The following is a 25,775-nucleotide window of genomic DNA, read 5'->3' as shown; positions in this document are numbered from 1 at the left end:
CCTGAATCGATCGGATGGGACGGAGGGGTCTGAGCCTCACCCTCCGAGAACCGCGAAGCCCGCCCCCGCGACGGCCGTGAGCACGACGACGATCCAAGGCGGGGCCGCGCCGATCGTCAGGAGCAGGAACGCGCCGGCGGCGAGGGCGAAATCGCGCGGGCCGAGGACGGCGCCTGTCCAGAGCGGATCGTAGAGGGCGGCGGCGAGGATCCCGACCACTGCCGCGTTGGCGCCCCGCATGGCCGCCTGCGCCAAAGGCTTCGCGCGGAACGCATCCCAGAACGGCAGCGCGCCGTAGACCAGGAGCAGGCCTGGCAGGAAGACCGCAACCAGGGCGATGACGGCCCCGGCCAGACCGTTCGGCTCAGGCCCGAGGGCAGCGCCGAGATAGGCCGCGACGGTGAAAAGCGGCCCCGGCACGGCCTGGGCCGCGCCGTAGCCGGCCAGGAACGCGTCCGGGCCGATCCAGCCGGTCTCGACCAGAGCCGTGCGCAGGAGCGGCAGCACCACATGGCCTCCGCCGAAGACGAGGGCGCCTGCGCGGTAGAACGCATCGAACATGGCGAGCCCCTGCGAGGCCAGAACTTCGGCCAGGAGCGAAGGTAGAACGAGGAACAGGCCGAACAGGAGGAGGGCCACCGTGCCGGCCCGGCGCGAGACCGGGAAGCGGAGCGGCTGGCCCGGCACTCCGGCCGCCTGCCGGCACAGGACGAGGCCGGCCATGGCTCCCGCCGCGATGGCAACGACCTGCCCCGCCGATCCAGCGAGTGCCGTGACGAGGCAGAGGGCGGAAAAGGCGATGGACGCGCGGGTGACATCGGGCGCGAGGCTGCGGCCCATGCCCCAGACCGCCTGCGCCACCACCGCCACGGCGACGAGCTTCAGCCCATGGACGAGGCCCGATCCGACCGGGCCGCCGAGGGCACCGGCGCCATAGGCGAAGGCCACGAGAAGGAGCGCCGAGGGCAGGGTGAAGGCGGTCCAGGCCGCCAACCCACCGGCCAATCCCCCTCCCCGCATCAGGCCGAGGGAAAACCCGACCTGGCTCGATGCCGGGCCGGGCAGGAACTGGCACAGGGCCACGAGATCCGCATAGGCTGCCTCGTCGAGCCAGCGCCGACGGTGCACGAACTCCTCGCGAAAGTAGCCGAGATGGGCGATCGGGCCGCCGAAGGCGGTGAGCCCGAGCTTGAGGAAGGCGAGGAAGACTTCCCGGACGGAACCCTCGCGGGCGAAAAGGGGTGTCGTCACGTGGGAGGACCTCGAGGGGACGGGGGCGGGCTCGCTCCCGCGACGTCTTCCTACCCGAATTCCTCATCCTGAGGTGCCGCGAAGCCGCCTCGAAGGAGGGCTCCAGCCTGACTGGCGCTCCCTGGACACCTCCTTCGAGGGCTCCGCTGCGCTGCGCCGCCTCAGGATGAGGTCGTGGGTGGGATGGCTCCCGGAACCTATCCCAGCCCGCCGGCCTCGACGATGAAGCGGGCGACCGTGTCGGCGCCGTGCCCCTCGCGCAGGGAGGAGAACACGTAGGGCCGCGTGCCCCGCATGCGCCTGGTATCCGCCTCCATCACCCCGAGATCGGCGCCGACCATGGGGGCGAGGTCGGTCTTGTTGACGATGAGGAGATCGGACCGGGTGATGCCGGGGCCGCCCTTGCGTGGGATCTTCTCGCCGCCGGCGACATCGATGACGTAGAGGGTGAGGTCGGCGAGTTCCGGCGAGAAGGTCGCCGCGAGGTTGTCGCCGCCGGATTCGATCAGGATCAGGTCGAGCTTCGGGAAGCGTCGGCGCATCTCGGCCACGGCCGCGAGGTTGATCGAGGCGTCCTCGCGGATCGCCGTATGCGGGCAGCCGCCGGTCTCGACGCCCATGATCCGCTCCTCGGGCAAGGCGCCGGCCACGGTGAGGATACGGGCATCCTCCTTGGTGTAGATGTCGTTGGTGATGGCGCAGATCTCGAAGCGATCGCGGAAGCGCTTGCAGAGCTGTTCCATCAGGGCGGTCTTGCCGGAGCCGACAGGGCCGCCGATGCCGACGCGCAAGGGGCCGTTCGGTGAGTGGCCGTTCAGTGAGGTCATGACGGGGTCTTTCACGAGCGGAAGATCCGAGAATACTGGGTCTCGTGCCGGGCCGAGCCGAGATCGAGGCGCAGTGTCGCGCTGCCGATCTCGTCCAGGCTCAGGGGCGGGATGGTTGCGGCCAAACCCGCCACCCGAGGGGTGAGGGACGCGATCACCCGCGTGCCGGCGCTCTGGCCGATGGGCGCGCAACGGAGCGCCGCCGAGACGAGGTTCTGCAGGAAGGCGAGGCCGAACCCGGCGAGCACCGGGGCGAGCGCCATGCGATGGGCGCCGGCCGAGAGCCCGACCGCCACCGGATAGGCGACGGAGCCGGGCAGCGCCTCGCTCAACCGATCGAGTTCCGGCAGCCCCCAGGCGGCGCGGGTGGCGTCGAGGAAGCTGCGGCCTTGCTGGGTCGTCTCGAGGTGGAGTTCGCGCGTGGGCGCCAGGGCGACGGCGAGGTCGTTGACCTCCATCAGCACCGGGACGTCCCCCGCCTCGGCGGCGGCATGGGAATGGGCCAGAAGAATCAGGTCGTTTCGCACAGCGCCCCGTTCGAGCACGTCGCCGAGCCATGCCAGCAGCGAGGCCTCGCCGCCGACATCGCCGCATTCCACGGCCCATTCGAGCCCATGCGAATACGCATAGGCCCCGACCGGATAGCCCGGCGAGAGCCAGGCCATGAGCCGAACGGTGTCGATCATCGAGGGTTCGCCCCTCATCGTACCGGGCGCCCTTCCCTGGAAGCCCGGACCGCCAGCGGCCCATGGGGCAGAGGATGGGGGCAGAGGACGAGGCTCAACCGGACACCGTGCCGTGGCTGTGCGGATGAGGGTGGTCGTGAGCATGATCGTGTTCGTGGGCATGGCCATGCCCGTGGTGGTGCCCGGCAGCCTCGCCGGCATAGGCCCCGCCCTCGGGCCTGAACGGACGCTCCACCGGCTCGGCCGTTCCCCCTAAACCCCGCACCATCTCGGCCAGCACGTGGTCGTAGGCGATATGGACCGCGTCCGCGCCGATCTCGGCCGGGATGTGCCGGTTGCCGATGTGCCAGATCAGGCGCTTGAGGGCGAGGTCGTCGGCGGCCCGGATCTCGAGCAAGCGCTCGGGCGCGGCCTCGACCCAGACGAGGCGGCCATCCTGCAGCACCAGGGCGTCGCCGTCGTCGAGGACCGTAGGCTCGGGCAGGTCGAGCAGGAAGGACAGTCCGCCGATCCCGCGCATGGCCATGCGGCGGCGATGCCGGTCACCATGGTCGAGGACGATGCGGTCGACGATCTCGCCGGAGAGCGCGTCTCGGCGGATCACTTTCGTGGCGCGGATCAGGGAAGAGCTCAAAACAGGAAATACCGCTGGGCCATCGGCAGCACCTCGGCCGGCTCGCAGACCAGGAGCTCGCCATCGGCGCGCACGTCGTAGGTCTCCGCGTCGATCTCGATGTTCGGCGTGGCGTCGTTGAGGATCATGCTCTTCTTCGAAATGCCGCCGCGCACGTTCTCCACGGCGACGAAGAGCTTCTGCGCGCCGAGCCGTTCGCGAAGACCGTCCTCGATGGCGGCCTTCGAGACGAAGGTGAGCGCTGTGGCGAAGGGCGACCGGCCGATCGCCCCGAACATCGGGCGGTAATGCACCGGCTGGGGCGTGGGGATCGAGGCGTTGGGGTCGCCCATCGGCGCAGTGGCGATCATGCCGCCCTTGATGACGAGGTCGGGCTTCACCCCGAAGAAGGCTGGGGTCCACAGTACGAGATCGGCGAGCTTGCCCGCCTCCACCGAGCCGACATGGGCCGAGACGCCATGCGCGATGGCCGGATTGATCGTGTATTTCGCGATGTAGCGGCGGGCGCGCAGGTTGTCGTTGCCGGAAGCGTCGCCCGGCAGGCTCCCGCGCTGGCGCTTCATCTTGTCCGCCGTCTGCCAGGTCCGGATGACGACCTCGCCGACCCGGCCCATGGCCTGGCTGTCCGACGACATCATCGAGAGCGCACCGATATCGTGCAGGATGTCCTCGGCCGCGATGGTCTCCTTGCGGATGCGGCTCTCGGCGAAGGCGAGATCCTCGGGAATCGCCGGGTCGAGGTGGTGGCAGACCATGAGCATGTCGAGATGCTCGTCGATGGTGTTTTTCGTATACGGGCGCGTCGGGTTGGTGGAGGACGGGAGCACGTTCATCAGCCCCGCCACCTTCATGATGTCCGGCGCGTGGCCGCCCCCCGCCCCTTCCGTGTGGAAGGCATGGATGGTCCGCCCCGCGAAGGCGCGGATCGTGTCCTCGACGAAGCCGGATTCGTTGAGCGTGTCGGAATGGATCATCACCTGCACGTCATGCAGGTCGGCCACCGTGAGGCAGGTGTCGATGGCCTGGGGCGTGGTGCCCCAATCCTCGTGGAGTTTCAGGGCGCAGGCGCCGGCGCGGACCATCTCGACGAGGCTCTCGGGCCGCGAGGCGTTGCCCTTGCCGGCGAAGGCGAGGTTCATGGGGAAGCTATCCGCCGCCTCGATCATCCGGGCGAGATGCCAGGGGCCGGGGGTGCAGGTGGTGGCGAAGGTGCCGTGCGCCGGGCCGGTGCCGCCGCCGAGCATGGTGGTGACGCCCGAGCACAGGGCCTCCTCGATCTGCTGCGGGCAGATGTAGTGGATATGGCTGTCGAACCCGCCGGCCGTGAGGATCTTGCCTTCGCCGGCGATCACTTCGGTGCCGGGGCCGACGATGATGTCGACGCCGGGCTGGATGTCCGGGTTGCCGGCCTTGCCGAGCTTGAAGATCCGCCCCTTCACGATGCCGACATCGCATTTCACCACGCCCCAATGGTCGAGGACCACGGCGTTGGTGATGACGGTGTCCACCGCGCCATCGGCATTCGTCACCTGCGACTGCCCCATCCCGTCGCGGATGACCTTGCCGCCGCCGAACTTCACCTCCTCGCCATAGGTGGTGTGGTCGCGCTCCACCTCGATGACGAGGGAGGTGTCGGCGAGACGGATTTTATCACCCGTGGTGGGGCCGAACATGTCGGCATAGGCCGAGCGGGCGAGGGAGGCGGGGCGGGGTGTGTTGGACATCAGGCGGCCTCTCGTGCCTCTGCGACGGCGCGGTCGAAAAGCGCATCCAGCGCCGCGTTGACGCCGCGACAGCCGGCGACGACCTCTTTCGCCCAATCGATGTAGTTCGCCACCCGCTCCGCGCCCCAATCGTCCGGGGGGCTCGCCACGAGCGAATGCAGGTTGCTGATCTTGTCCGCGATCTTGAGGGTGCGGGCGCCGCGCGACTTGTGCGGCGCCTGCTCGACCTGGAGCCGCTTGCGCTCGGCCTTGGGCAGAGATTTGTCGTCCGTGACCTCGGCCACGAGTTCGGCGACGCGCCGACCGAACAATTGCTCGATCTCCTCGCGGCTCGTCCCGGTATCCTCCACCGTGTCGTGGAGCCAGCCCGCCGCCACTAGATCGGCATCGGGCGCTTCGGCCGTCGCGGCCAGGAGCGAGGCCACCTCGGCGAGGTGGTTCACGTAAGGCTCGCGCGCCGCGCCCTTCCGGGTCTGCCCCACGTGACGCCGCGCGGCGAACTCGGCGGCACGGGTGACGAGGAGGATGCCATCGCGCAGGCGGAACGTCTCGTCGGTCATAGGGACCCCATCACGTCACCGCGGAACCCGTAGACCGTCCGCGCGCCGAGCAGCGGCACCAGGGAGACCTCCCGGGTGGCGCCTGGCTCGAACCGCACCGCCGTGCCCGGCGCGATGTCGAGGCGCTGGCCCCTCGCCTTCTCGCGCTCGAAGGTCAGGCCCGGATTCACCTCGTAGAAATGGTAATGCGAGCCGACCTGGATCGGCCGATCGCCGACATTGGCCACGGTGAGCAGGGTGCGCGGTGCGCCGTCGTTGAAGACGATCTCGCCGGAAAGCGTCGTCACAATGCCCGGCACGTCCGACGAGGGCGCGCCGCGGATCGGGTGGTGGACGGTGACGAGCTTGGTGCCGTCGGGAAAGGTCGCCTCCACTTGGATGTCGTGGATCATCTCGGCGATGCCCTCCATCACCTGGTCGGCGGTGAGGACATGGGCGCCCGCCTGCATCAATTCGGAGACCGAGCGGCCATCCCGCGCGCCCTCCACCACCGCATCGGTGATGAGCGCGATCGCTTCGGGATAGTTCAGCTTGACGCCGCGGGCGAGCCGGTTACGGGCGACCTGGGCGGCCATGGCGACCAGGAGCTTGTCCTTTTCGCGCGGGGTCAGGAGCACGGGAAACCTCGGGTGTTGGTCGCGGGGTGCGACGGTCGGCAGGCAAGGACCATGCGCGGGCCGGAGCGCATCGATACATCGAGAGTGTCGAGGTGCAAGCGGCGACACCGTCATATCCGGAAGACGCTCTCGATGAGACGCGTGGACTCGCTTCCCCCATGGCCGGACGTAGCGACCTCCTGTTGGAAAAGCTCTATCACCCAAGCTGCACCGTCCTCCGATTCAGCACCGCTGCCCCCATGTCTCCAGGCCGGATTGCCCGGGGCTTGCGCAAGGGGTGGGCTCCGGGTTCGAATGCGGCGGGCGGCTCTTCGCGCTCCAGATCATTCCCGAACCTTATCGGCAGGCCCCGTGACCTATCCCCGCGACCTCGTCGGCTACGGCCGCAACCCGCCCCATCCGCGCTGGCCGAACGGCGCGCGGATCGCGGTGCAGATCGTGCTCAACTACGAGGAGGGTGGCGAGAACTGCATCCTGCATGGCGATGCTGCTTCGGAGGCGTTCCTGTCGGAGATCGTCGGCGCCCAACCCTGGCCGGGCCAGCGGCACATGAACATGGAATCGATGTTCGAATACGGCTCGCGTGCGGGCTTCTGGCGGATCTGGCGACTGTTGCAGGCGCGGAACGTTCCCGTCACCGTGTTCAGCGTCGCCACGGCGCTCGCCCGCCATCCCGATATCGCCGCGGCCATGAAGGAGGCCGATTGGGAGATCGCCTGCCACGGCCTGAAATGGATCGACTACCGCGACTTCACCCGCGAGGAGGAGAAGGCGCATATGGACGAGGCGATCCGCATCCACACGGAGATCACCGGCGAGCGGCCGTTGGGCTGGTACACGGGCCGCTCCTCGGTGCACACCCTCGATCTCGGCGTGGAAGCCGGCTTCACCTGGCTCGCCGATTCCTACGCCGACGACCTGCCCTACTGGATCGAGGAACCGAGCGGACGCGGCCTCGTGGTGCCCTACACGCTGGACGCCAACGACATGAAATGCGTCGCCCTCCAGGGGTTCAACACCGGCGACCACTTCTTCACCTACCTGCGCGACACGTTCGACGCGCTCTACGCGGAGGGCGAGACCGCGCCGAAAATGATGTCGGTGGGCCTGCATTGCCGCCTCGTCGGGCGGCCGGGACGGATCGCGGCGCTGGCCCGCTTCCTCGACCATATCGCCGCCCATGAGGACGTCTGGGTCGCGCGGCGGATCGATATCGCCGAGCATTGGATGAACACTCATCCGCCGGGCTGATCCCCCGCCCGCTGGACGGAACGGGCGTTCCTACTCCATCCTCGAAGCGGTGGCCCCGACGGGACGAGGGGAACGCGTGAGGCCGTGAAGTTCCCAGCCGCTTCTTCGAAACCCGACAGGACCGCATATCCGTGCCAACGACCGTCGAAAAGCCCCCCGAACGCCGTCGCCGCAAGGACGGCGCGGCGCGGCGCGAGGCGATCCTCGATGCCGGACTAGAGGTGTTCTCGGGGCTCGGCCTGCACGGGGCGAGCGTCGACCGGCTCGCCGAGCGGGCCGGCCTGTCGAAGGCCAACCTCCTCTACTACTTCCCCTCCAAGGAAGAGCTCTACGTGGCGGTGCTGCGCCGCGTCCTCGACGTCTGGCTCGATCCCCTGCAATCCTTCGACGCGGACAGCGAGCCCGCCGACGCGATCCGGGCCTATATCCGCGCCAAGCTGACCCTGTCGCGGGATGCGCCGCAGGCCTCGCGGCTGTTCTGCCTGGAGATCGTCCAGGGCGCACCGCTCCTGCGGGCCGAGCTCGAAGGCCCCCTGCGCGGGCTGGTGGAGAGCAAGGCGGCGATCCTGCGCGGCTGGATCGACCAGGGCCGCATCGGTGCCCACGACCCGCACCACCTCATCTTTTCGATCTGGGCGATCACCCAGCACTACGCCGATTTCGCGGTCCAGGTGGATGCGGTCACCGGCCGGAGCCTCGACGAATCCGACTTCTTCGAGAGCACCGTGATGAGCACGCAGGCCCTGATCCTCACCGGGCTGGGCCTGCGATAGGCACTCGGCAGGTTTCGCGTCCCGGGACCCGCTCGGGAAGCGAGCCCCATCGGCGAGATCCCCGAAAAACCTATTTCTTCGAGGCGAGATACGCGATCACGTCATCGATCTTCTTGTCGTCGGGATAGCCGGCGAACACCATCTTCGTCCCCGGCACCTTGGCCTTCGGGTTCTTCAGCCATTCGTGCAGGCTCGCCTCGTCCCAGGTGAGGCCGGACACCTTGAGCGGGGCCGAGTAGGAATACCCGTCGAGGGAGGCCGCCTTGCGGCCGACAACCCCCGTCAGATCCGGGCCGACGCCGTTCTTGCCGAAGGCATGGCAGGCCTTGCAGGGCGCGAACGCCTTCTCGCCGGCGGCGGCATCGCCCTCGGCGTGGGCCGCCATCGGAAGCAGCATCGCGACGAGAGCACCGAGCATCGGGTACCGCATGGGGTTTCCTCTCCGTGGTTGTTTTGAATACCTCCAGATTACTGACCGCATGCTTCCCGAAGGCAATGTCCGAGAGGGAGGACTCACGAGAACGTGTCACGTCGCGAGGATGGCCAGAGAAGATTCGCGTATCCGCCCCGCAATTCAGCAGACGCCGCCTCCCCACCGGGCAAATCGGAGAGAGTTTGGGCAAACACCTATATCTGTTGGATTTAGAGTTTGATCATATGGTCCAAACAGCTACCGTTCACCATCGGACGGGGCGAACACGGTACACTCCGTTCGCAACCTTGACCGGCATTGGATCCCATCGTCCAATCTCTGCCAGCTCAGCGAGGTTGTCATGAATGTCGGCGTCTTCATTCCTATCGGAAACAACGGCTGGCTCCTCTCGGAGAATGCGCCGCAATACAAGCCGAGCTTCGAACTGAACAAGCAGGTCGTCCTCAAGGCCGAAGGCTACGGGCTCGATTTCGCCCTGTCGATGATCAAGCTGCGGGGCTTCGGCGGCAAGACCGAGTTCTGGGACCACAACCTCGAATCCTTCACGCTGATGGCGGGCCTCGCCGCCGTGACGAGCCGGATCAAGCTCTTCGCCACCGCCGCCACCCTGTGCATGCCCCCCGCCATCACCGCCCGGATGGCCTCCACCATCGATTCCATCTCCGGCGGCCGCTTCGGGCTGAACCTCGTGACGGGATGGCAGCGGCCTGAATACTCGCAGATGGGTCTGTGGCCCGGCGACGAGTACTTTTCGCGGCGCTACGAATACCTCTCCGAATACGCCCAGGTGCTGCGCGATTTGTGGGAGACGGGGTCCTGCGACCTCAAGGGCGAGTTCTTCCAGATGGACGATTGCCGGCTCTCGCCCCGGCCGCAAGCGGAGATGAAGATCATCTGCGCCGGCCAATCGGCCGCCGGCATGGCGTTCACGGCGAAATATGCCGACTACAATTTCTGCTTCGGCAAGGGCGTGAACACGCCCACCGCCTTCGCCCCCACGGTGGAGCGACTGGAACTCGCCAAGGCCGAGACGGGCCGGGACGTCTCCTCCTACGTGCTGTTCATGATCATCGCCGCCGAGACCGACGAGGAGGCCCGCGCCACCTGGGAGCATTACAAGGCGGGAGCGGATCAGGAGGCCATCGCCTGGCTCGGGGTCCAGGGCGCGGCCGATACAAAATCCGGGGCCGACACCAACGTGCGCCAGATGGCCGACCCGACCTCGGCGGTGAACATCAACATGGGCACCCTCGTCGGCTCCTACGCGGAGGTGGCGCGCATGCTCGACGAGGTCGCTACCGTGCCCGGCACCGAGGGCGTGCTCCTGGTCTTCGACGATTTCCTCGAAGGGCTCGATGCCTACGGCACCCGCATCCAGCCGCTGATGCGCTCGCGGGCGCATGTCACCACCGATGCAGTCCCGATGGCGAAGGTGGCGTGATGGTCGCCGGCTATCACGATCCGGCCGGGCGCCATGGCGGCATCACCCTCCCCGCCCGGCCGGAGCCCATCGCCTTCGACGCCGAGGCCACGGCCCTCATCGTCGTCGACATGCAGAACGCCTATGCCACGAAGGGCGGCTATCTCGATCTCGCCGGGTTCGACGTCTCGGCGACCGGGCCGGTGATCGGACGGATCGCGACGGCCGTCGCTGCCGCCCGCAAGGCCGGGATCAGGATCGTCTGGTTCCAGAACGGCTGGGACCCGGACTATGTCGAGGCCGGAGGGCCGGGCTCGCCGAACTGGCACAAGTCGAACGCCCTCAAGACCATGCGCAGCCGCCCCGACATGAACGAGCGGCTGCTCGCCAAGGGCACCTGGGACTACGCCCTGGTGGATGCGCTGAGCCCCGAGCCCGGCGACATCGTGCTGGGCAAGCCGCGCTACAGCGGCTTCTACAATACCCAACTCGACAGCCTGCTGCGCTCGGCCGGCATCCGCACCCTGGTCTTCACCGGCATCGCCACCAATGTCTGCGTGGAATCGACCCTGCGTGACGGGTTCTTCCTCGAATACTTTGGCATCGTCCTCGCCGACGCGACGCATCAGGCGGGGCCGGACAGCCTGCAGGCCGGTGCGCTCACCAATATCGAGACCTTCTTCGGCTGGGTCTCGGATGTCGCGAGCTTCGAGGCGGCCCTGGGCGAGCGGGACGCCGCGGCGGCGGAGTGACACCCTCCCTCGCGCCCTCGACCTCATCTTGAGGTGCCGCAGCGTAGCGGAGGCCTCGAAGGAGGCTTTCAGTTCGCTCCCAGGGGCCTGGAAGCCTCCTTCGAGGCCCGCTGACGCGGGCACCTCAGGATGAGGTCACGGGTGGGCAAGACGACACAGACGACGAAGACGGCCATTTCGACGATCGAACGGGAGCACCGCGAACCATGCCCAAAACCGTGATCATTCCCCCAGGCACCGGCAAGCCGTTGGCCCCCTACGTGCCGGGCACCCTCGCCGACGGCGTGCTCTACGTCTCGGGCACCCTGCCGCTGGATGCGGATGCCAACGTCGTCCATGTGGGCGATGCCGGCGCGCAGACGAGACACGTGCTGGAGACGATCAAGGGCGTCGTGACCGCCGCCGGCGGCACCATGGACGACGTCACCTTCAACCACATCTTCCTGAAGGACTGGGCCGATTACGCCGCGATCAACGCGGTCTATGCCAGCTACTTCCCCGGGGAGAAGCCGGCGCGCTACTGCATCCAGTGCGGCCTGGTAAAACCGGACGCCCTGGTGGAGATCGCCTCCGTCGCGCATGTGGGCAAACCGTGAGCGCGACCATCCATCACGAGATCCACGGGGACGGGGAACGGACGGTCCTGCTTTCGCCGGGCCTCGGCGGATCGTGCGGCTATTTCGCACCGCAGATTTCGGCCCTGGCCGAGCGGTTCCGGGTGGTCGGCTACGATCATCGCGGCACCGGGCGCTCGCCCGATGCGCTGGAACAGGGCCACAGCATCGCCGCCATGGCCGCCGACGCCCTTCGGGTGATGGACGATCTCGGCATCGCCACGGCTGACATCGTCGGGCATGCGCTCGGCGGGCTCATCGGCCTCGAACTGGCGCGTGCCCATCCCACCCGGGTGGGGCGGCTCGTGGTCATCAACGGCTGGGCCAGGACCGATTCCGCGACGAAGCGGTGCTTTGCCGCCCGCAAGGCCCTGCTGGCCCATGCCGGCCCCGAAGCCTACGTGGCCGCGCAGGCGATCTTCCTCTATCCGGCGCCCTGGCTTTCGCTCAACGCGGAGCGCGTCGCGGCGGACGAGGCCCATGCCCTGGCGCATTTTCCCGGACCTGAGAACACGCTGCGGCGGATCGCGGCGCTGGAAGCCTTCGATCTCACCGCGCATCTGTCCGGTATCCCGCACGAAACCCTCGTGATGGCAGCGGCCGACGACGTGCTCGTGCCCTATCTGCGCTCGGAGGAACTCGCGGCGGCGTTGCCCAACGCCACGCTGGATCTGGCCAAGAGCGGCGGCCACGCGCATAGCGTGACGCAGGCGGAGGCGTTCAACCGCACCCTCGTCACCTTCCTCGACCGGCCCTGAGGAAGTTCGTCATGGCCCATCCGGCTCGACCGGTTCGTCTTGGCGAGCCAGCGCGCCATCTCGCTTGGATCCTCGAGGAGCTGCCGGTGTTCAGGCGCGAAACCGGTGACCACTTTTGCTGAACCTGCTTAGGATGAAAGCTCCGCCATGACCGAGACGACGTTGCCCACGGTCGAGGCCGGAGCTTTTCGCGAGGCGATGGCCCATCTGGCCAGTTCGGTCCATCTCGTCACCACCGACGGGCCGGGCGGACGGGCCGGTTTCACGGCCTCTTCCGTCTGCAGCGTCAGCGACGCGCCGCCGACGCTCCTCGTCTGCATCAACCGAACCTCCTCCGCCTATGCCGCAGTGAGCGCCAATGCGGCCCTGTGCGTGAACACGCTGTCGGGCGAGCAGGCCGCCATCGCCGGCGCCTTCGGCGGCCGCACCCCCATGGACGAGCGCTTCGCGGCGGGGGCCTGGGGAGTGCTCTCCACCGGGGCACCGGTGCTGGAGGGGGCGTTGACTGCCTTCGATTGCCGCATCGTGGCGCGCCACGCCGTCGGCAGCCACGACGTGCTGTTCTGCGAGGTGGTGGATCTCTCGGAGCCCGCCGGCCAACAGGGTCTCGTCTATGCCGGCCGGCGCTACCACACCTTGCCCGTGGCGGTCGCTCCGCCGCACCCCGCCGCCGTCTGACCGTCCGGCCTCGCCCCGAGCATCCCGTCACGCTCCTCGCCTCACGCGATCCACCGCCCGGAGACGCCCCCATGGCAGCCGAACCCTATTTCCCCGTCTGGCGCGCCAGAGATGCGACGGCCGAGGCCGCGGACGTCATGCCCGACGAGCGCCTGCCGGCGGGCCAGACCGTGCTCCTCGGCTTCCAACACGTGGTGGCGATGTTCGGCGCCACCGCCCTGATGCCGATCCTGATGGGATTCGACCCCAACCTGGCGATCTTCTTCTCCGGCATCGGCACACTCATCTTCTTTCTCGCCACCGGCGGCCGGGTGCCGAGCTATCTCGGCTCGTCGGCGGCCTTCGTCGGGGTGGTGATCGCGGCCACGGGCTATGCCGGGGCGGGGCCTAACCCCAACATCGCCGTCGCGCTCGGCGGCATCATCGCGGCGGGTCTGCTCTACGGCCTCGTCGGCGCCGTCATCGGCCTCGTCGGCTATGCCTGGGTGGAGCGGGTGATGCCACCGGTGGTGACCGGAGCGGTGGTGGCCGCCATCGGCCTCAACCTCGCGCCGATCGCGACGCGGATCATCTCGGCCTCCGCCTTCGACACCTGGTTCGGCCTCCTGACGGTGGTCATCGTCAGCGTCATCACCATCTACGCGCCCGGCCTCGCCCGGCGCCTGCCGATCCTGATCGGGGCGGCCCTCGCCTACCTGCTCTATCTCCTCCTCGCCAACGGGTTCGGTCTCGCCAAGCCCATCGATTTCTCCGCCGTCATGGCCGCCCCCTGGATCGGCGTGCCGGGCTTCGTCGCGCCGGTGTTCGAGCCTAAGGCGATCGCCCTCATCGCCCCGGTCTTCGTGGTGCTGATCGCCGAGAATCTCGGCCATATCAAAGCCATCGGCGCGATGACGAGCCGCAACCTCGACCCCTACATCGCCCGCGCCTTCCTCGGCGACGGCCTCGCCACTATGCTGTCGGGCGGGCTCGGCGGCACCGGGGTCACGACCTATGCGGAGAATATGGGCGTCATGGCCATGACCCGGATCTACTCGACCCTGGTCTTCGTGGTGGCCGGCTTCACCGCGATCCTGTTCGGCCTATGCCCGAAATTCGGAGCGCTGATCCTGACCCTGCCGGTGCCGGTCATCGGCGGATTGTCGGTGGTGGTGTTCGGGCTGATCGCGGCCACCGCCGGGCGGATCTGGGTGGAGAACAGGGTCGATTTCGCCAATGCCCGCAATCTCCTCACCGTCGGGATCGCGGTGGTCCTCGGCGCCGGCGACCTGACCCTGAAATTCGGCTCCTTCGCCTTCGGCGGCATCGGCACCGCCACGTTCGGGGCGATCCTCATCTATCATCTGCTCGGGCTGACGAGGCTCGGACGCGCACCGGCCGATCCGGCCAGCGTGCGGGCCTGAGCGGACCCCGTCTCAGGACGCCCGCGGATCCGAGCCTCACTCGGGCCTCAGCGGGATCTGTACCCGCCGCGACGGGCGGAGCCGGTGGTGATGTCGCGCTCATCCCCGCGGCGGGGCGCGGAGGCGGCGTATCTGCCGCGAGCATCCAAGGCGGCCTGACCTACGAGGCCGCCGGGCGCCACGACCGCCGGGAGGCCGGCCGGCGCGGTATAGCTCTGGGCCGAGGCAGCGGAGGCTGCCAGGAGCGAGGCAAGGGCGAGAAGACCGGTGGACAAACGTGCCGTCATGGGTGTCGTCCTCATCGTCGATTCCGATGCCGACCCACCGGCATCATCGATTCGAGGTCCCAATCCTTGAGCAGGACTGCCCAACCAAGCAACAGAAATTGCCGCCGCACTGTGCAGCATGCTGCCGACAGGCAGAGGACGATCGGCCCCTATCCGGCAGGAATCGAGCGGGCCAAGCGTGGTTCGGTGCCGGGAGCGCGGCTCATTCGGCCGCGAACAGCCCCGGCATCTCGGGCTCGACGCTGCCCGGCAGGCTCGCCTTCGGGTCGCCGGGGCCGGTCTCACAGCCGAGCGACGGCAAAGCGATGACGCGGTTGCCGCGAAAATCCATGCGGCAGACGATGGTGCCACGGGTCTCGACATAGGCGAGCAGACGCCGTGCCCGGCCCGGCGAACGGCTGCCGATGGCGCGGGCCAGGGCCTCGTCGCCGGGGCAGGGCTCTCCCGCCAGAGCGGCGCGAGCGAGCAGCAGGAACAGGCCCTGGACCTCGTCGGGCAGGGCGGCGGCAGCGCTTTGCGCCTCCTCCCAGCGCCCGTCGCTGTCGGCCGGGGCGCCTTGCCCGTCGATTCCCGCACGGGCGACGCCGAGGCGTCGGCGGAAGGCGGCGAGGGTGAGGGACTCACCATCGAGCCCACGCATGCGGCAGCGGACGAGGAAGTCCTGGTAGATCACCGCCACCGGCTGACGCCCGGCATCCGGGTCGGTGGCGATGCCCCGCAGGATCTCGTCGAGCCCGGCCCGCAGATCCTCCTCGCTCAGGGGCTCGGGCGCCTCGGCGGGTTCGGGCCGGTAGGCACTGAGCTCACGCAGCAGATCGGCCGGGCTGGCGCGCGGTGTCGGAGGGGTGCGCGGTGCCGGGGCCCAGGAGGCCGGGCCATCCTCGGCCGAGCGGGTGAGAATGAGGGCGCGCAGATCCGCATCGGCGGGAGCGGGCAGCGGCACGAGCTTCGGGGAGCCCGAGCGCGCCGAGGTGGAGACCGGACCGATGCGCAGGGCCAACGGCCGACGGCTCAACGCGGGCCCGAGGGCCACGAATTCGCCGCGCGAGAGGTCGCGGAACCGCTCGGCGCCGCGGCGGTCGAGGCCCAGCAGGTCGGCGGCGCGGGCCATGTCGATGTCGAGGAAGGTGCGGCCCATCAGGAAGTTGGTGGCCTCGGCCGCCACGTTCTTGGCAAGCTTGGCAAGGCGCTGCGTGGCGATGATGCCCGCGAGCCCGCGCTTGCGGCCGCGGCACATCAGGTTGGTCATGGCGCCGAGGGAGGCCTTGCGCGCCTCGTCGGAGACGTCGCCGGCCGCGGCCGGTGCGAAGATCTGCGCCTCGTCGACGACGACGAGAACGGGGTGCCAATGGCTGCGCTCGGCCTCGAACAAACCGCCGAGGAAGGCGGCGGCCGCGCGCATCTGTGCCTCCATGTCGAGGCTCTCCAGGGTGAGCACCACGGAGACCCGGTGGGCGCGCACTCGCGCCGCGATGGCCTGGAGATCGCCCTCCCCATGGGCGCCATCCACCACCACGTGGCCGTAAGCCTCTGCCAGGGTGACGAAATCGCCTTCGGGATCGATGATGACCTGCTGGACCGAGCCGGCGCTCTGTTCGAGCAACCGCCGCAACAGATGCGACTTGCCCGAGCCGGAATTGCCCTGGACCAGGAGACGGGTGGCCAGCAGCTCCTCGAGATCGAGCCGGGCGGGCTCTTCGCCCGGGCCCATGCTCAGCCCCATCTCGATCCCGACCGTCATTCCCGCTCCGCTGTCCCGCAACCCGTCCGCGACGATGGCGACCCTAGCACGGATGGGCTCAGGCGACCTCCCCTGCCCTTCCCACATCCACAGGGACGCTCCAGGAGAAGAATAGGCCCATCATCCTAGGACAACTAGCGCAGGTCTTTTGTCCTAGGAGCATCACCCTTCCCGAGAGGAAAGCCTTGAATGAGCAGTGGGGCGGATGCGTTGCGTTTTCCTGCCGGACTCCCTTGCCGGCTCGCCCGGGGCATCTAGTTCGCTTGTGATGAACACCATCCTCGTCGTCGCCCTCGTCTGCGCCTCCACCGTCCAGGCCCCGGATTGCACGCGGGAGACCGCCCTCGACGTGATCACCGGGCAGGCTCACACCCTGCAGGAATGCCTGATGCAGGGGCCGGTCCTCGCGGCCAATGCCGGCCACGGCGCCGACAAGGACAGCTACGTGAAGACCCGCTGCGACCAGCGGCGCTGACATCCGGGAGCGCGACCCTCATGAGCGACGACGTCAGCCCGGACCGGGCGGTGATGATCCGCTTGCGCGCCCGCCTTGCGGTGGTGGAGCGGGCAGCGTGGTTCGGCTTCGCCGAGGCGATGCGCCGGCAGCCGGAGGAGACCGAGGCCTATATCGCGGCAGAGCGCGCCAAATGCTCCGCCGGCTTCGCCGGGCCGAAATGGGCACGCGACCTCAGCGATGCCGAGCGGGCGATGCTCGGCGCCGAGGTCGATGCCGGGCTGGCGCAGCTGGTGGAGGACGCCAAGGAGGCGTGAGCCTTACGGGCCTCCCTCCTCGCGCATCTTCGGGCGCTGCTCATCGCGACCAAATCACATTGTCGGTCGATTTGCGGCAAAATCGCAACAGATCGTCGATTTTAAGAGTGTTGCGGAAGAGAATCTCGACTTCCACCTGAAAACCCATGATTGCTCCCCTGATCGACTGGGGAACATCCATGGCCACCGTTCAAGTTGAAGATAACTACTTCGATATTGAAGCAATCCATGGCGCATGGTCCGCAGGATTTCTCAGAAAGACATCGGCCACCAAATATACGCTCTCGCGCGACGATGGCACCTCCTATGGAATGGAACTAGTAGGATCCGGGTTCCAATACACAAAAAGCGGAGACATCAAAGCCGGGACGATCAAGTCGATCAGCCTGATCCACGTCGATGGATCAACGCAATGGACGATGTCGGGACTTTCGCTCAACGCGAATGCCTTTCGTATTGCACTGACCGATTCGAGTTTCGATGATAAGGGGCCGCTCCTCAAGCTGTTCGCCCCCATTGCACTGACCGTCTACGGTGCGTCTCTAGACGATAAGTTCTTCGGCGGCCAAAAGGCCGATACCTTTCTCGGCAGTTTCGGTTCGGATACCTTCGTGGGTGGCTCCGGCAAGGATGCGATCGACGGAGGGATCGGGGATTACGATGTCGTAGACTACAGTCGCGAGTCCGGTGGCAGGGCCATCAAGGTCGATCTCGAGAAGGGCACGGCGACCGATACCTACGGATTCGTGGATTCGATCAAGAACGTCGAGTTGATCATCGGTACGGGCAAGGCCGATTCCTTCATGGGATCGAAGACGGCGTCCTACGAAGCGTTCAGCGGCGGTGCCGGCGCGGACATCATCAACGGCGGCGGCGGAACCCACAACACGGTCCGGTACGACATCACGGCCTCGACGGGTGTGATCGTCGAACTGGCGGGCAATCCAGATGGGAGCGGCTTTGGACGCTCCCTCTCCCCGCTTGAGGATGACAGGTTGATCGGCATTCAAGACGTCGTGGGAACGAGAAGCGACGATACGATCATCGGCTCCAATGAAAACAACATCCTCTCCGGCCTCGCGGGCGCCGATCATCTCGACGGCGGACGAGGGATCGATACGGTGGATTATTCTCTCGAAACCGGATGGGGCACCGGCATTAGGGTAAACTTGGAGCAATTGTCCGGCTACGACTTGATGGGAAAAAAGGATGATCTGATTTCCATCGAGAACGTCACTGGATCGGGGTCGAGAGATTTCATCACGGGCTCCCAGCTCAAGAATACGCTCCTCGGGCTCGACGGCAACGATACGCTTCGAGGTCTTGCGGGAAACGACCGCCTGTCGGGTGGCGATGGAGCCGACATTCTCTTCGGAGGTCTCGGCAAAGACATTCTGACGGGCGGTTCGGGCCACGACACCTTTGTCTTCGATAGCACGCCGAATGCCGTGTCGAACGTCGACCGGATCGTCGACTTTTCCGTGTCCGACGACAGGATCAGGCTCGATCACCCTGTCTTTGCCGCCCTCGCGAAGGGCCATCTCACCTCCGACGCCTTCATCATCGGCGCCAAGGCCACCGATGCCGATCATCGGATCCTCTACAATTCCAAGACCGGCGCCGTGTCGTACGATGCCGACGGCAACGGCGGTGCGAGTGCCGTGCAATTCGCCACACTCGACGCGAACCTCAAGCTGACGGCGGACGATTTCTACGTTCTGTAGGAGCGTCGAGAACCACCTCCGGGGACCTCACCCGCCCCACAGGTCCTGCCAGGCGGGCGGCATCGCCAGCCCCGGCAGGCTCGTCGCTGCGTGAATTCCGATCGCCACCGCACGGGCGAGCGTGTCGGCCGCCGCCGCGCCGATGCGGGCGAGGTCCGTGATGGGGTCGGAGAGCGCGATCCGGCCGGTGGAGACCGCGAAGACCGCATCACCGTCGAGCGGGGTATGAACCGGGTGGATCGCCCGCGACAGGCCGTCCTGTGCCATCACCGCGAGGCGGCGGGCCTGAGCCTTGGTCAGGTCCGCGTCGGTGGCGACGATGGCCAGGGTCGTGCTGCTGCCGGGCAGAGCCTCGCGCGGCCAGGTGAAGGCGTCGGCCGGTATCGGATCGGGGAAGCCGAGACCGCCGAACTCCCCCTCCCGCTCGAAGGGTGCGGCCCAGAAATGCCGCCCCTCCCCCACCGTGACCCGGCCGAAGGCGTTCACCGCCACCAGCGCCCCGACCCGCGCGGGCGTGCCGTGCACCAGGGAGGAAGCCGAGCCGAGGCCGCCCTTGAGGTTGGCCGTGCGCGCGCCGTAGCCCACGCCGACGGTGCCGAGGGCGACATCCTCGGACGCAGCGGCGGCGGCGGCGTAGCCGAGGTCGCGATAAGGCGAGACGCGGCCCCACTCCTTGTCGCCTCCGTTGAGGAGATCGAACAGGATCGCGCCGGGCACGATGGGGACGCGGATGTCGCCAATGGGAAACCCCCTCCCCCTCTCGGCGAGCCAGGCCACGACGCCGGCGCCCGCATCGAGGCCGAAAGTCGAGCCGCCGGAGAGGACCAGAGCGTCGATGCGTTCCACCGTGCGCTCGGGGTCGAGGAGGTCGGTCTCGCGGGTGCCCGGCCCACCGCCGCGCACGTCCACCCCGGCCACCACCGGGGCGTCGAACAGGATCGCGGTGGTGCCGCTCGCCACCCGCGCGTCATGGGCGTGGCCGACCCTGATACCGGCGATGTCGGTGATGCGGTTGCGCATCGGAATCCTCCGAATCTCGTGGATCCTCCAAATTTCTCTCAGAACGATCTCATGCCGGGGCGGTCGGGGCCAGCGGCGACGGGTTCCGGCGGCGTCTTGGCCCGCCGCGCGGCGCGGAGGGAATCGGCGGCATAGAGGGCGAGCGCCAGCCAGATCAGGATGAACAGGACCAGTCGATGCGGCTCCAGCCGCTCGCCATAGACGAGGACGCTGAGCCCCAACAGGCAGGAAGGGGCGAGGTATTGCATCAGCCCGAGGGTGGAGAGGGTGAGGCGCTGGGCGGCGGCGGCGAACCAGATCAGTGGCAGGGCGGTGGTGACGCCGGTGAGGAGCAGCAGCGCGAGCCGGACGGGATCGCCCTTCACCACAGGCTCGGCGAGGCCGACGAGGTAGATTCCCGCGAGGGGCAGGAGCAGGAAGGTCTCGGCGGCAAAGCCCACCATGGCGTCGACCCCCACGACCTTGCGCACCAGCCCGTAGAGCGAGAAGCTGGCGGCGAGGCACAGGGACAACCAGGGCAGGTGCCCGGCCAGCACCACTGCGAGCACGACCCCGGCGGCGGCGAGCCCCACTGCCACGGCCTGGACCGGCCGCAGCCGCTCGCCGAGGACGAGGGCGCCCAGCGCCACGCTCATCAGCGGGTTGATGAAATAGCCCAGACTCGCATCGAGCATGTGCCCGGACTGGACCGCCACGAGGTAGAGCAGCCAGTTGACGGCGATGAGCCCGGCCGAGACGACAAGGAGGAGATGGCGCCGCCTCAGGGGAAACGGGTTGCGCACCCGCCGGCGCAGAATCGCCAGCAGGGCGACCACGAGCACGCTCGACCAGACGATGCGATGAGCCAGGATGCTGCCGGCCGGCACGGCATCGAGCAGCCGGAAATGCACCGGGACGACGAGGCCCCAGCTCAGATAGGCACCGAGCGCGTAGATCAGACCCACGACGTTCCTCCCCTCCCTTGCGAGGTTGGAACGGGGGTTACACCAAGTCTCGCGGGACGGCTCCGGTCGGGAATCGGGGAGCCGATCTGGATGGAGAGGCCGTTCGGTTCCGCGACGGGATGACCGTGATCGGGAGCGGCAGGGCGGCGGTTTCTTGCTCGAAACCTGTCGCCTGTCATCGACCGCTTTGCCCCTTAGCGGCCCCGGGGAAGGTCAGCTTCGGGGCAAAGACCCCTGGAAGCCTTCAGTTGCCGAACGCACGAGACCGTCACTTCCTCAGCGGCACGCCCTTCGTGGTGAAACGCGGCGCGCCCGGATGGCGCATGGGGCGCGGCTGGCCCTGTCCCTTGCCGGCACCGAGCCCCGTTCCCGGCGGCTGCGAGGACGGAATCAGCTGGTCCGGCCTCGGCCCGATGAGATCGGCGCGGCCCATGGCCCGCAGCGCCTCGCGCAAGATGGGCCAGTTCTCGGGGTCGTGATAGCGCAGGAACGCCTTGTGCAGCCGGCGCTGCCGCATCCCCTTGATCGCGTCGACCGGCTCGCTGCCGCCGCGCCGCACGCCCTGCAGCGGATTGATCTCGGTGTGATACATGGTCGTGGCCGTCGCCATGGGCGAGGGCAGGAACGTCTGGACCTGATCGGCGCGATAGTCGTTCTTCTTGAGCCAGACGGCGAGGTTCATCATGTCCTCGTCGGTCGTGCCCGGATGCGCCGCGATGAAATACGGGATCAGGTAGTATTTCTTGCCGGCCTTCTTGGCGGCGGCGTCGAACATCTCCTTGAAGCGGTCGTAGGTGCCGATCCCCGGCTTCATCATCAGGTCGAGGGGGCCGCGCTCGGTGTGCTCGGGCGCGATCTTGAGACGGCCGCCGACGTGATGGGTCACGAGCTCCTCGACGTATTCGGGGCTTCGGACCGCGAGGTCGTAGCGCACGCCGGAAGCGACCATCACCTTCTTCACGCCCTCCACCTCGCGGACCTTGCGATAGAGGCGGATCAGGTCGTCGTGCGAGGTGTTGAGGTTCGGGCAGATGTCCGGGAAGACGCAGGACGGCAGGCGGCACGCCGCCTCGATCTTCGGGTCCTTGCACGCCATCCGGTACATGTTGGCCGTGGGTCCACCAACGTCCGAGATCACGCCCGTGAAGCCCGGCGTCTTGTCGCGGATCAGCTCGATCTCGCGCAGGATCGAGCCTTCCGAACGGTTCTGGATGACGCGGCCCTCGTGCTCGGTGATGGAGCAGAAGGTGCAGCCGCCAAAGCAGCCGCGCATGATCGTCACCGAGAACTTGATCATGTCCCAGGCGGGGATCTTCGCATCGCCGTAGGAGGGATGGGGGGCGCGGGCGTAGGGCAGGTCGTAGACCGCATCCATTTCGTCGCTGGAGAGCGGGATCGGCGGCGGGTTCAGCCACAGGTCACGGTCGCCGTGGCGCTGGACGAGGGGGCGGGCGTTGCCGGGATTGGCCTCCCGGTGCAGCACCCGCGAGGCGCGGGCATAGGCCTCCTTGTCGTCCTTGACCTCGTCATAGGCGGGGAGCCGGATCACGGTCTCGCCGGGGCGGCGGGAGGCGGCCTCGTCGGCCGAATCGAGATCGTCGGCGGGCAGCTCGGTGTAATGCTCGGGCACGCGGCGGAACAGGGCGACGCCCCGGACGGAGTCGAGTTCGTGCGGTGCCGCGCCGGCCGCGAGGCGGTTCGCCACCTCGACCACGGCGCGCTCGGCATTGCCGTAGAGCAGAAGGTCGGCCTTCGCGTCCGCCAGGATCGAGCGGCGCACCTTGTCGGACCAGTAATCGTAATGGGCGATGCGGCGCAGGGACGCCTCAATGCCGCCGAGGACGATCGGCACGTCCTTGTAGGCCTCGCGGCAGCGCTGCGTGTAGACGATGGTCGAGCGGTCCGGGCGGGCGCCGCCTTGTCCGCCCGCCGTGTAGGCGTCGTCGCTTCGCAGGCGACGGTCCGCCGTGTAGCGGTTCACCATCGAATCGAGATTGCCGCCGGTGACGCCGAAGAACACATTCGGCCGACCGAGCGCCCTGAACGGCTCCGCCGATTGCCAGTCGGGCTGCGCGATGATGCCGACCCGGAACCCTTGCGATTCGAGGAGCCGGCCGATGATCGCCATACCAAAGCTCGGATGATCGACATAGGCGTCCCCCGTCACCAGGACGATGTCGCAGGCATCCCACCCGAGCGCGTCCATCTCGGCGCGGCTCATGGGCAGGAACGGCGCCGCCTTCCGGAGAGGCTGCAGGTTGCAGGCGAGGGGAGCCACGGATCGACTCGGGGAAGCTTGAAGGTCCATGGGGTCCGTGCATAGACCGCCCGGACCGCAAGCTCAACGAAAGGTCGAATTCGAATAAGAGGCCTTCCAAAAACCATCGGCGGCTCGAGATGGGTGGCGAGCCGCTTAACCGACCCGAATTGCTGCCGGCCGCTTCACACCTCGCTCCGCCTCCCGAGGAACGGGCGGCCCCCGATCACCGCCGTGGCGGGGTGATCGGGTCGCCGCGCAGGAGGGCGTTGAGGCGTTCGGTGTCGAAGCCGTCCGTGGCCTTCGGCTTGGCCGGGACGGGTTTCGCGGAAGCGGTCTTGGTCACCGGGGGCTTGCCCGCCGAGGAGGCGGAGGGCTTCGCCGAGGCGGGCTTCGCGCCCGTCGGACGGGGGGCCACCGGGCCTGTGGTGGAGAGGACGCCCGGCTGGAGCAGGGTCGGGATCGAGCCGGTATCCTGAGGCTCGCTCACGATCGGAGCCTGCACCATCTGTGGCGCGGGCGCCGCCGGAAGATGGGCCAGCCGGTCGGCGCTGACGAATCCGATCGCCAGGATGCTCAGCCCAAAGACGCTGCCGATGACGAGGAAGCGCAAGATACGCACGCGATACGCTTTCTACAAATACTCAACACCTTGATCACCGGTTTTAAACCAAGGCCGTTAACGAACCCGAGCATCGGCGGGCGGCCGGACCGTGCCATTTTCTGACCCTTTCTCATGTCGCTGGCGGAAGGCGGTCACAGGATCTGGCTGAGGAAGGCTTGTGTCCGGGAATGCCGGGGCCTGTCGAAGAAATCGGCCGGCGGAGCGGTCTCGATGATCTGGCCCTCGTCCATGAACACCACGCGGTCGGCGATCTCGCGGGCGAAGCCCATCTCGTGGGTGACGCAGAGCATGGTCATGCCGCCGCGCGCCAGCTCGGCCATGGTGTCGAGGACCTCCTTCACCATTTCCGGGTCGAGGGCCGAGGTCGGCTCGTCGAACAGCATCACCTTCGGGCTCATGCACAAAGCGCGGGCGATCGCCACCCGCTGCTGCTGCCCGCCCGAGAGCTGGCCGGGAAACTTCCCCGCCAGCTGCGGGATGCGGACGCGTTCGAGATAGCCCATCGCCAGTTTCTCGGCCGCCGCCCGGCCCATCCGCTTCACGTGGATGGGGGCCAGGGTGCAGTTCTCCAGCACGGTGAGATGGGCGAACAGGTTGAAGTGCTGGAACACCATGCCGACCTCGCGGCGCACGGCGTCCACGCTCGCCTGCGCGCCGGTGAGTTCGATCCCGTCCACCCGGATCGTGCCCTGCTGATGCGCCTCGAGCCCGTTGACGCAGCGGATCAGGGTCGATTTGCCCGAGCCCGAGGGGCCGCAGATCACGATCTTCTCGGCCTTCGCCACCGTGAGGTCGACGTCGCGCAGGACGTGGTGGGCGCCGAACCACTTGTTGACGCCGGAGAGCGCGACGGCGGGGGAGGTCTGCGGTGCCTTCAAGGATTCACTCGTCATCGTCTCTCCCCCGCCGCGAGGCGGCGCTCGATGAATCCGGCATAGCGCGCCATGCCGAAGCAGACGGCGAAATAGACGAGGGCGGCGAAGATGTAGGCGGTGGCCGGGATGGTGGCAGCCGACCAGCGCGGATCGGCGCGCGAGGCTTCCAGCACGCGGATGAAATCGCTGATGCCGACGATGGAGACCAGGGTGGTGTCCTTGAACAGGCCGATCATCGTGTTGACGATGCCGGGCAGAGCCACCTTCAGGGCCTGGGGCAGGATGACGAGGCGCAGCGCCTGGCCCCGGCCGAGGCCGAGCGCCGCCGCCGCTTCGGCCTGCCCCTTCGGCACGGTCTGCAGCCCGCCGCGCACCACCTCGGCCATGTAGGCGGAGGCGAAGAGCGCGATGCCGACGAGCGGCCGCAGCAAGCGGTCCACGGTGATGTCGCCGGGCAGGAACAGCGGCAGCATCACGTTGGCCATGAACAGCACCGTGATCAGCGGCACGCCACGCCAGAACTCGATGAAGGCGGTGGAGAGCACGCGCACCACCGGCATGGTCGAGCGCCGCCCCAGCGCCAGCAGGATGCCGAGCGGCAGGGAGACGACGATGCCCACCGTAGCCACCACCACGGTGACGAGGAAGCCGCCCCACAACCCCGTCGCGACGGTCTTCAGCCCGAGGGACGGTGCGCCGGAGAGGAGCAGGTAGGCCAGGACCGGGAAGATCAGGAAGGCGAAGAGCGCGCCGAGATCGCGCCGGGGCGCCCCGAGCCAGAGCATCCATCCGGCGGCGAAGGCCAGCAGCGCGACGGCGAAGTTCGGGCGCCAGCGCTCGGCGGCGGGGTAGGAGCCATAGGCGAGGTAGTTGATCTTGTCGGCGATGAAGGCCCAGCAGGCCCCGACTGGCCGCCCCGCCACTTCCGGCCGGCAGGCATCGCCCGATGCGCCGGTCCAGACCGCATCGATGACGAGGAAGCGGATCGCGATGGGCAGCAGCCAGGCGAGCAATCCCAGGATCACCAGGGTGGTGAGCCCGTTGGCGAAGCTCGAGAACAGGTTCCGGCGCAGCCAGCCCAGCGGTCCGCCGACGGTGGCGGGCGGCGGGCGCGAGGCGACGAGATCGGCGCGGACGAATCGCTCCATCC

General features: G+C 68.0%; 26 protein-coding genes and 1 pseudogene. 11 read left to right on the top strand and 16 right to left on the bottom strand.

Going from position 1 to position 25,775, the window contains the following annotated elements:
- Window positions 1-36 precede the first annotated feature (36 nt).
- From chrA to ACYQML_RS17765, 7 genes are all read right to left on the bottom strand, one after another.
- Window positions 37-1,251, bottom strand: a complete 1,215-nt coding sequence (chrA, locus tag ACYQML_RS17795; protein WP_461233569.1) for a chromate efflux transporter — start codon at window positions 1,249-1,251, stop codon at window positions 37-39.
- Window positions 1,252-1,448: 197 nt separating this feature from the next.
- A complete protein-coding gene (ureG, locus tag ACYQML_RS17790; protein ID WP_056256188.1) occupies window positions 1,449-2,078 on the bottom strand; it encodes an urease accessory protein UreG in 630 nt (209 codons plus the stop codon).
- An 11-nt stretch (window positions 2,079-2,089) separates the two neighbouring features.
- Window positions 2,090-2,764 carry an urease accessory protein UreF gene (locus ACYQML_RS17785; protein ID WP_461227486.1) on the bottom strand — a complete coding sequence of 225 codons (675 nt, stop codon included), beginning with the start codon at window positions 2,762-2,764 and terminating at the stop codon, window positions 2,090-2,092.
- 94 nt (window positions 2,765-2,858) lie between these two features.
- The gene (locus ACYQML_RS17780) at window positions 2,859-3,386 is read right to left on the bottom strand and encodes an urease accessory protein UreE (RefSeq protein ID WP_461229826.1); all 528 of its coding nucleotides are present in this window, start codon (window positions 3,384-3,386) and stop codon (window positions 2,859-2,861) included.
- 8 nt (window positions 3,387-3,394) lie between these two features.
- On the bottom strand, window positions 3,395-5,122 hold the full coding sequence (gene ureC / locus ACYQML_RS17775; protein ID WP_461233568.1) for an urease subunit alpha: 1,728 nt from the start codon (window positions 5,120-5,122) through the stop codon (window positions 3,395-3,397).
- A complete protein-coding gene (locus ACYQML_RS17770) occupies window positions 5,122-5,682 on the bottom strand; it encodes an HD domain-containing protein (RefSeq protein ID WP_461233567.1) in 561 nt (186 codons plus the stop codon). The genes ureC and ACYQML_RS17770 overlap by 1 nt, the downstream gene beginning before the upstream one ends.
- A complete protein-coding gene (locus tag ACYQML_RS17765) occupies window positions 5,679-6,299 on the bottom strand; it encodes an urease subunit gamma (protein ID WP_461233566.1) in 621 nt (206 codons plus the stop codon). The genes ACYQML_RS17770 and ACYQML_RS17765 overlap by 4 nt, the downstream gene beginning before the upstream one ends.
- A gap of 294 nt (window positions 6,300-6,593) precedes the next feature.
- On the opposite strand from ACYQML_RS17765, the pseudogene puuE reads away from it, so the two are divergent.
- Window positions 6,594-7,541: pseudogene (gene puuE / locus ACYQML_RS17760) on the top strand (allantoinase PuuE); the annotation flags it as partial.
- 140 nt (window positions 7,542-7,681) lie between these two features.
- Window positions 7,682-8,323 carry an HTH-type transcriptional regulator RutR gene (rutR, locus tag ACYQML_RS17755; RefSeq protein WP_311274588.1) on the top strand — a complete coding sequence of 214 codons (642 nt, stop codon included), beginning with the start codon at window positions 7,682-7,684 and terminating at the stop codon, window positions 8,321-8,323.
- 70 nt (window positions 8,324-8,393) lie between these two features.
- On the opposite strand, the gene ACYQML_RS17750 is transcribed toward rutR, so the two are convergent.
- Entirely contained in the window at window positions 8,394-8,753 is a 360-nt protein-coding gene (locus ACYQML_RS17750) for a c-type cytochrome (RefSeq protein WP_461233565.1), read from the bottom strand.
- Between the two features lie 343 nt (window positions 8,754-9,096).
- Here ACYQML_RS17750 and rutA point away from each other — a divergent pair, with 343 nt between their 5' ends.
- The 6 genes from rutA to ACYQML_RS17720 all read left to right on the top strand — a co-directional run bounded on the left by rutA (window position 9,097) and on the right by ACYQML_RS17720 (window position 14,381).
- The gene (gene rutA / locus ACYQML_RS17745; RefSeq protein ID WP_461233564.1) at window positions 9,097-10,197 is read left to right on the top strand and encodes a pyrimidine utilization protein A; all 1,101 of its coding nucleotides are present in this window, start codon (window positions 9,097-9,099) and stop codon (window positions 10,195-10,197) included.
- Complete coding sequence (gene rutB, locus ACYQML_RS17740) at window positions 10,197-10,928, top strand: pyrimidine utilization protein B (protein ID WP_461233563.1); 732 nt, start codon at window positions 10,197-10,199, stop codon at window positions 10,926-10,928. The genes rutA and rutB overlap by 1 nt, the downstream gene beginning before the upstream one ends.
- Before the next feature lie 206 nt (window positions 10,929-11,134).
- Window positions 11,135-11,524: a pyrimidine utilization protein C gene (gene rutC / locus ACYQML_RS17735; protein ID WP_056425656.1), complete on the top strand. Its 390-nt coding sequence runs from the start codon at window positions 11,135-11,137 to the stop codon at window positions 11,522-11,524.
- Window positions 11,521-12,300, top strand: a complete 780-nt coding sequence (gene rutD / locus ACYQML_RS17730; RefSeq protein ID WP_461233562.1) for a pyrimidine utilization protein D — start codon at window positions 11,521-11,523, stop codon at window positions 12,298-12,300. Before rutC ends, rutD begins: the two co-directional genes overlap by 4 nt.
- Before the next feature lie 147 nt (window positions 12,301-12,447).
- Window positions 12,448-12,978, top strand: a complete 531-nt coding sequence (locus ACYQML_RS17725) for a flavin reductase (protein WP_461233561.1) — start codon at window positions 12,448-12,450, stop codon at window positions 12,976-12,978.
- Between the two features lie 71 nt (window positions 12,979-13,049).
- Window positions 13,050-14,381: a solute carrier family 23 protein gene (locus ACYQML_RS17720; protein ID WP_461233560.1), complete on the top strand. Its 1,332-nt coding sequence runs from the start codon at window positions 13,050-13,052 to the stop codon at window positions 14,379-14,381.
- Between the two features lie 47 nt (window positions 14,382-14,428).
- On the opposite strand, the gene ACYQML_RS17715 is transcribed toward ACYQML_RS17720, so the two are convergent.
- Window positions 14,429-14,668, bottom strand: a complete 240-nt coding sequence (locus tag ACYQML_RS17715; protein WP_311274582.1) for a hypothetical protein — start codon at window positions 14,666-14,668, stop codon at window positions 14,429-14,431.
- 202 nt (window positions 14,669-14,870) lie between these two features.
- On the bottom strand, window positions 14,871-16,409 hold the full coding sequence (locus tag ACYQML_RS17710) for an ATP-binding protein (RefSeq protein ID WP_207411216.1): 1,539 nt from the start codon (window positions 16,407-16,409) through the stop codon (window positions 14,871-14,873).
- Window positions 16,410-16,677: 268 nt separating this feature from the next.
- Here ACYQML_RS17710 and ACYQML_RS17705 point away from each other — a divergent pair, with 268 nt between their 5' ends.
- From ACYQML_RS17705 to ACYQML_RS17695, 3 genes are all read left to right on the top strand, one after another.
- On the top strand, window positions 16,678-16,884 hold the full coding sequence (locus tag ACYQML_RS17705) for a hypothetical protein (RefSeq protein WP_056425674.1): 207 nt from the start codon (window positions 16,678-16,680) through the stop codon (window positions 16,882-16,884).
- Window positions 16,885-16,904: 20 nt separating this feature from the next.
- Window positions 16,905-17,180 carry a hypothetical protein gene (locus tag ACYQML_RS17700; RefSeq protein WP_461233559.1) on the top strand — a complete coding sequence of 92 codons (276 nt, stop codon included), beginning with the start codon at window positions 16,905-16,907 and terminating at the stop codon, window positions 17,178-17,180.
- 146 nt (window positions 17,181-17,326) lie between these two features.
- Entirely contained in the window at window positions 17,327-18,904 is a 1,578-nt protein-coding gene (locus ACYQML_RS17695) for a calcium-binding protein (RefSeq protein ID WP_461233558.1), read from the top strand.
- A gap of 27 nt (window positions 18,905-18,931) precedes the next feature.
- On the opposite strand, the gene ACYQML_RS17690 is transcribed toward ACYQML_RS17695, so the two are convergent.
- The 6 genes from ACYQML_RS17690 to ACYQML_RS17665 form a co-directional block, all read right to left on the bottom strand.
- Window positions 18,932-19,924 (bottom strand): P1 family peptidase, encoded by a 993-nt coding sequence (locus tag ACYQML_RS17690; RefSeq protein ID WP_461233557.1) that lies wholly within the window; start codon window positions 19,922-19,924, stop codon window positions 18,932-18,934.
- A gap of 38 nt (window positions 19,925-19,962) precedes the next feature.
- Complete coding sequence (gene rarD, locus ACYQML_RS17685) at window positions 19,963-20,868, bottom strand: EamA family transporter RarD (RefSeq protein ID WP_461233556.1); 906 nt, start codon at window positions 20,866-20,868, stop codon at window positions 19,963-19,965.
- A 268-nt stretch (window positions 20,869-21,136) separates the two neighbouring features.
- Window positions 21,137-23,176 carry a YgiQ family radical SAM protein gene (locus ACYQML_RS17680; protein ID WP_461233555.1) on the bottom strand — a complete coding sequence of 680 codons (2,040 nt, stop codon included), beginning with the start codon at window positions 23,174-23,176 and terminating at the stop codon, window positions 21,137-21,139.
- A gap of 175 nt (window positions 23,177-23,351) precedes the next feature.
- Window positions 23,352-23,747, bottom strand: coding sequence for a hypothetical protein (locus ACYQML_RS17675; protein WP_056425689.1), 396 nt, complete (start codon window positions 23,745-23,747; stop codon window positions 23,352-23,354).
- Between the two features lie 134 nt (window positions 23,748-23,881).
- Entirely contained in the window at window positions 23,882-24,643 is a 762-nt protein-coding gene (locus tag ACYQML_RS17670) for an amino acid ABC transporter ATP-binding protein (protein ID WP_461233554.1), read from the bottom strand.
- Window positions 24,640-25,773: an amino acid ABC transporter permease gene (locus tag ACYQML_RS17665; protein WP_461233553.1), complete on the bottom strand. Its 1,134-nt coding sequence runs from the start codon at window positions 25,771-25,773 to the stop codon at window positions 24,640-24,642. The genes ACYQML_RS17670 and ACYQML_RS17665 overlap by 4 nt, the downstream gene beginning before the upstream one ends.
- Window positions 25,774-25,775: the final 2 nt, after the last annotated feature.

This window comes from Methylobacterium sp. CM6244 (genome assembly GCF_054817885.1).
This window is presented reverse-complemented; position numbering and strand designations above follow the sequence as displayed.

Bases quoted from the DNA above. Each gene is read 5' to 3' on its own strand.
- ACYQML_RS17670 (WP_461233554.1), bottom strand. From the start codon at position 24,643: ATGACGAGTGAATCCTTGAAGGCACCGCAGACCTCCCCCGCCGTCGCG.
- ACYQML_RS17665 (WP_461233553.1), bottom strand. From the start codon at position 25,773: ATGGAGCGATTCGTCCGCGCCGATCTCGTCGCCTCGCGCCCGCCGCCC.
- ACYQML_RS17680 (WP_461233555.1), bottom strand. From the start codon at position 23,176: ATGGACCTTCAAGCTTCCCCGAGTCGATCCGTGGCTCCCCTCGCCTGC.
- rutB (WP_461233563.1), top strand. From the start codon at position 10,197: ATGGTCGCCGGCTATCACGATCCGGCCGGGCGCCATGGCGGCATCACC.
- ACYQML_RS17785 (WP_461227486.1), bottom strand. From the start codon at position 2,764: ATGATCGACACCGTTCGGCTCATGGCCTGGCTCTCGCCGGGCTATCCG.
- ACYQML_RS17695 (WP_461233558.1), top strand. From the start codon at position 17,327: ATGATTGCTCCCCTGATCGACTGGGGAACATCCATGGCCACCGTTCAA.
- ACYQML_RS17710 (WP_207411216.1), bottom strand. From the start codon at position 16,409: ATGACGGTCGGGATCGAGATGGGGCTGAGCATGGGCCCGGGCGAAGAG.
- ACYQML_RS17715 (WP_311274582.1), bottom strand. From the start codon at position 14,668: ATGACGGCACGTTTGTCCACCGGTCTTCTCGCCCTTGCCTCGCTCCTG.
- ACYQML_RS17720 (WP_461233560.1), top strand. From the start codon at position 13,050: ATGGCAGCCGAACCCTATTTCCCCGTCTGGCGCGCCAGAGATGCGACG.
- ACYQML_RS17750 (WP_461233565.1), bottom strand. From the start codon at position 8,753: ATGCGGTACCCGATGCTCGGTGCTCTCGTCGCGATGCTGCTTCCGATG.
- ACYQML_RS17725 (WP_461233561.1), top strand. From the start codon at position 12,448: ATGACCGAGACGACGTTGCCCACGGTCGAGGCCGGAGCTTTTCGCGAG.
- ACYQML_RS17770 (WP_461233567.1), bottom strand. From the start codon at position 5,682: ATGACCGACGAGACGTTCCGCCTGCGCGATGGCATCCTCCTCGTCACC.
- ACYQML_RS17705 (WP_056425674.1), top strand. From the start codon at position 16,678: ATGAACACCATCCTCGTCGTCGCCCTCGTCTGCGCCTCCACCGTCCAG.
- ureG (WP_056256188.1), bottom strand. From the start codon at position 2,078: ATGACCTCACTGAACGGCCACTCACCGAACGGCCCCTTGCGCGTCGGC.
- ureC (WP_461233568.1), bottom strand. From the start codon at position 5,122: ATGTCCAACACACCCCGCCCCGCCTCCCTCGCCCGCTCGGCCTATGCC.
- rutC (WP_056425656.1), top strand. From the start codon at position 11,135: ATGCCCAAAACCGTGATCATTCCCCCAGGCACCGGCAAGCCGTTGGCC.
- ACYQML_RS17700 (WP_461233559.1), top strand. From the start codon at position 16,905: ATGAGCGACGACGTCAGCCCGGACCGGGCGGTGATGATCCGCTTGCGC.
- rutA (WP_461233564.1), top strand. From the start codon at position 9,097: ATGAATGTCGGCGTCTTCATTCCTATCGGAAACAACGGCTGGCTCCTC.
- ACYQML_RS17690 (WP_461233557.1), bottom strand. From the start codon at position 19,924: ATGCGCAACCGCATCACCGACATCGCCGGTATCAGGGTCGGCCACGCC.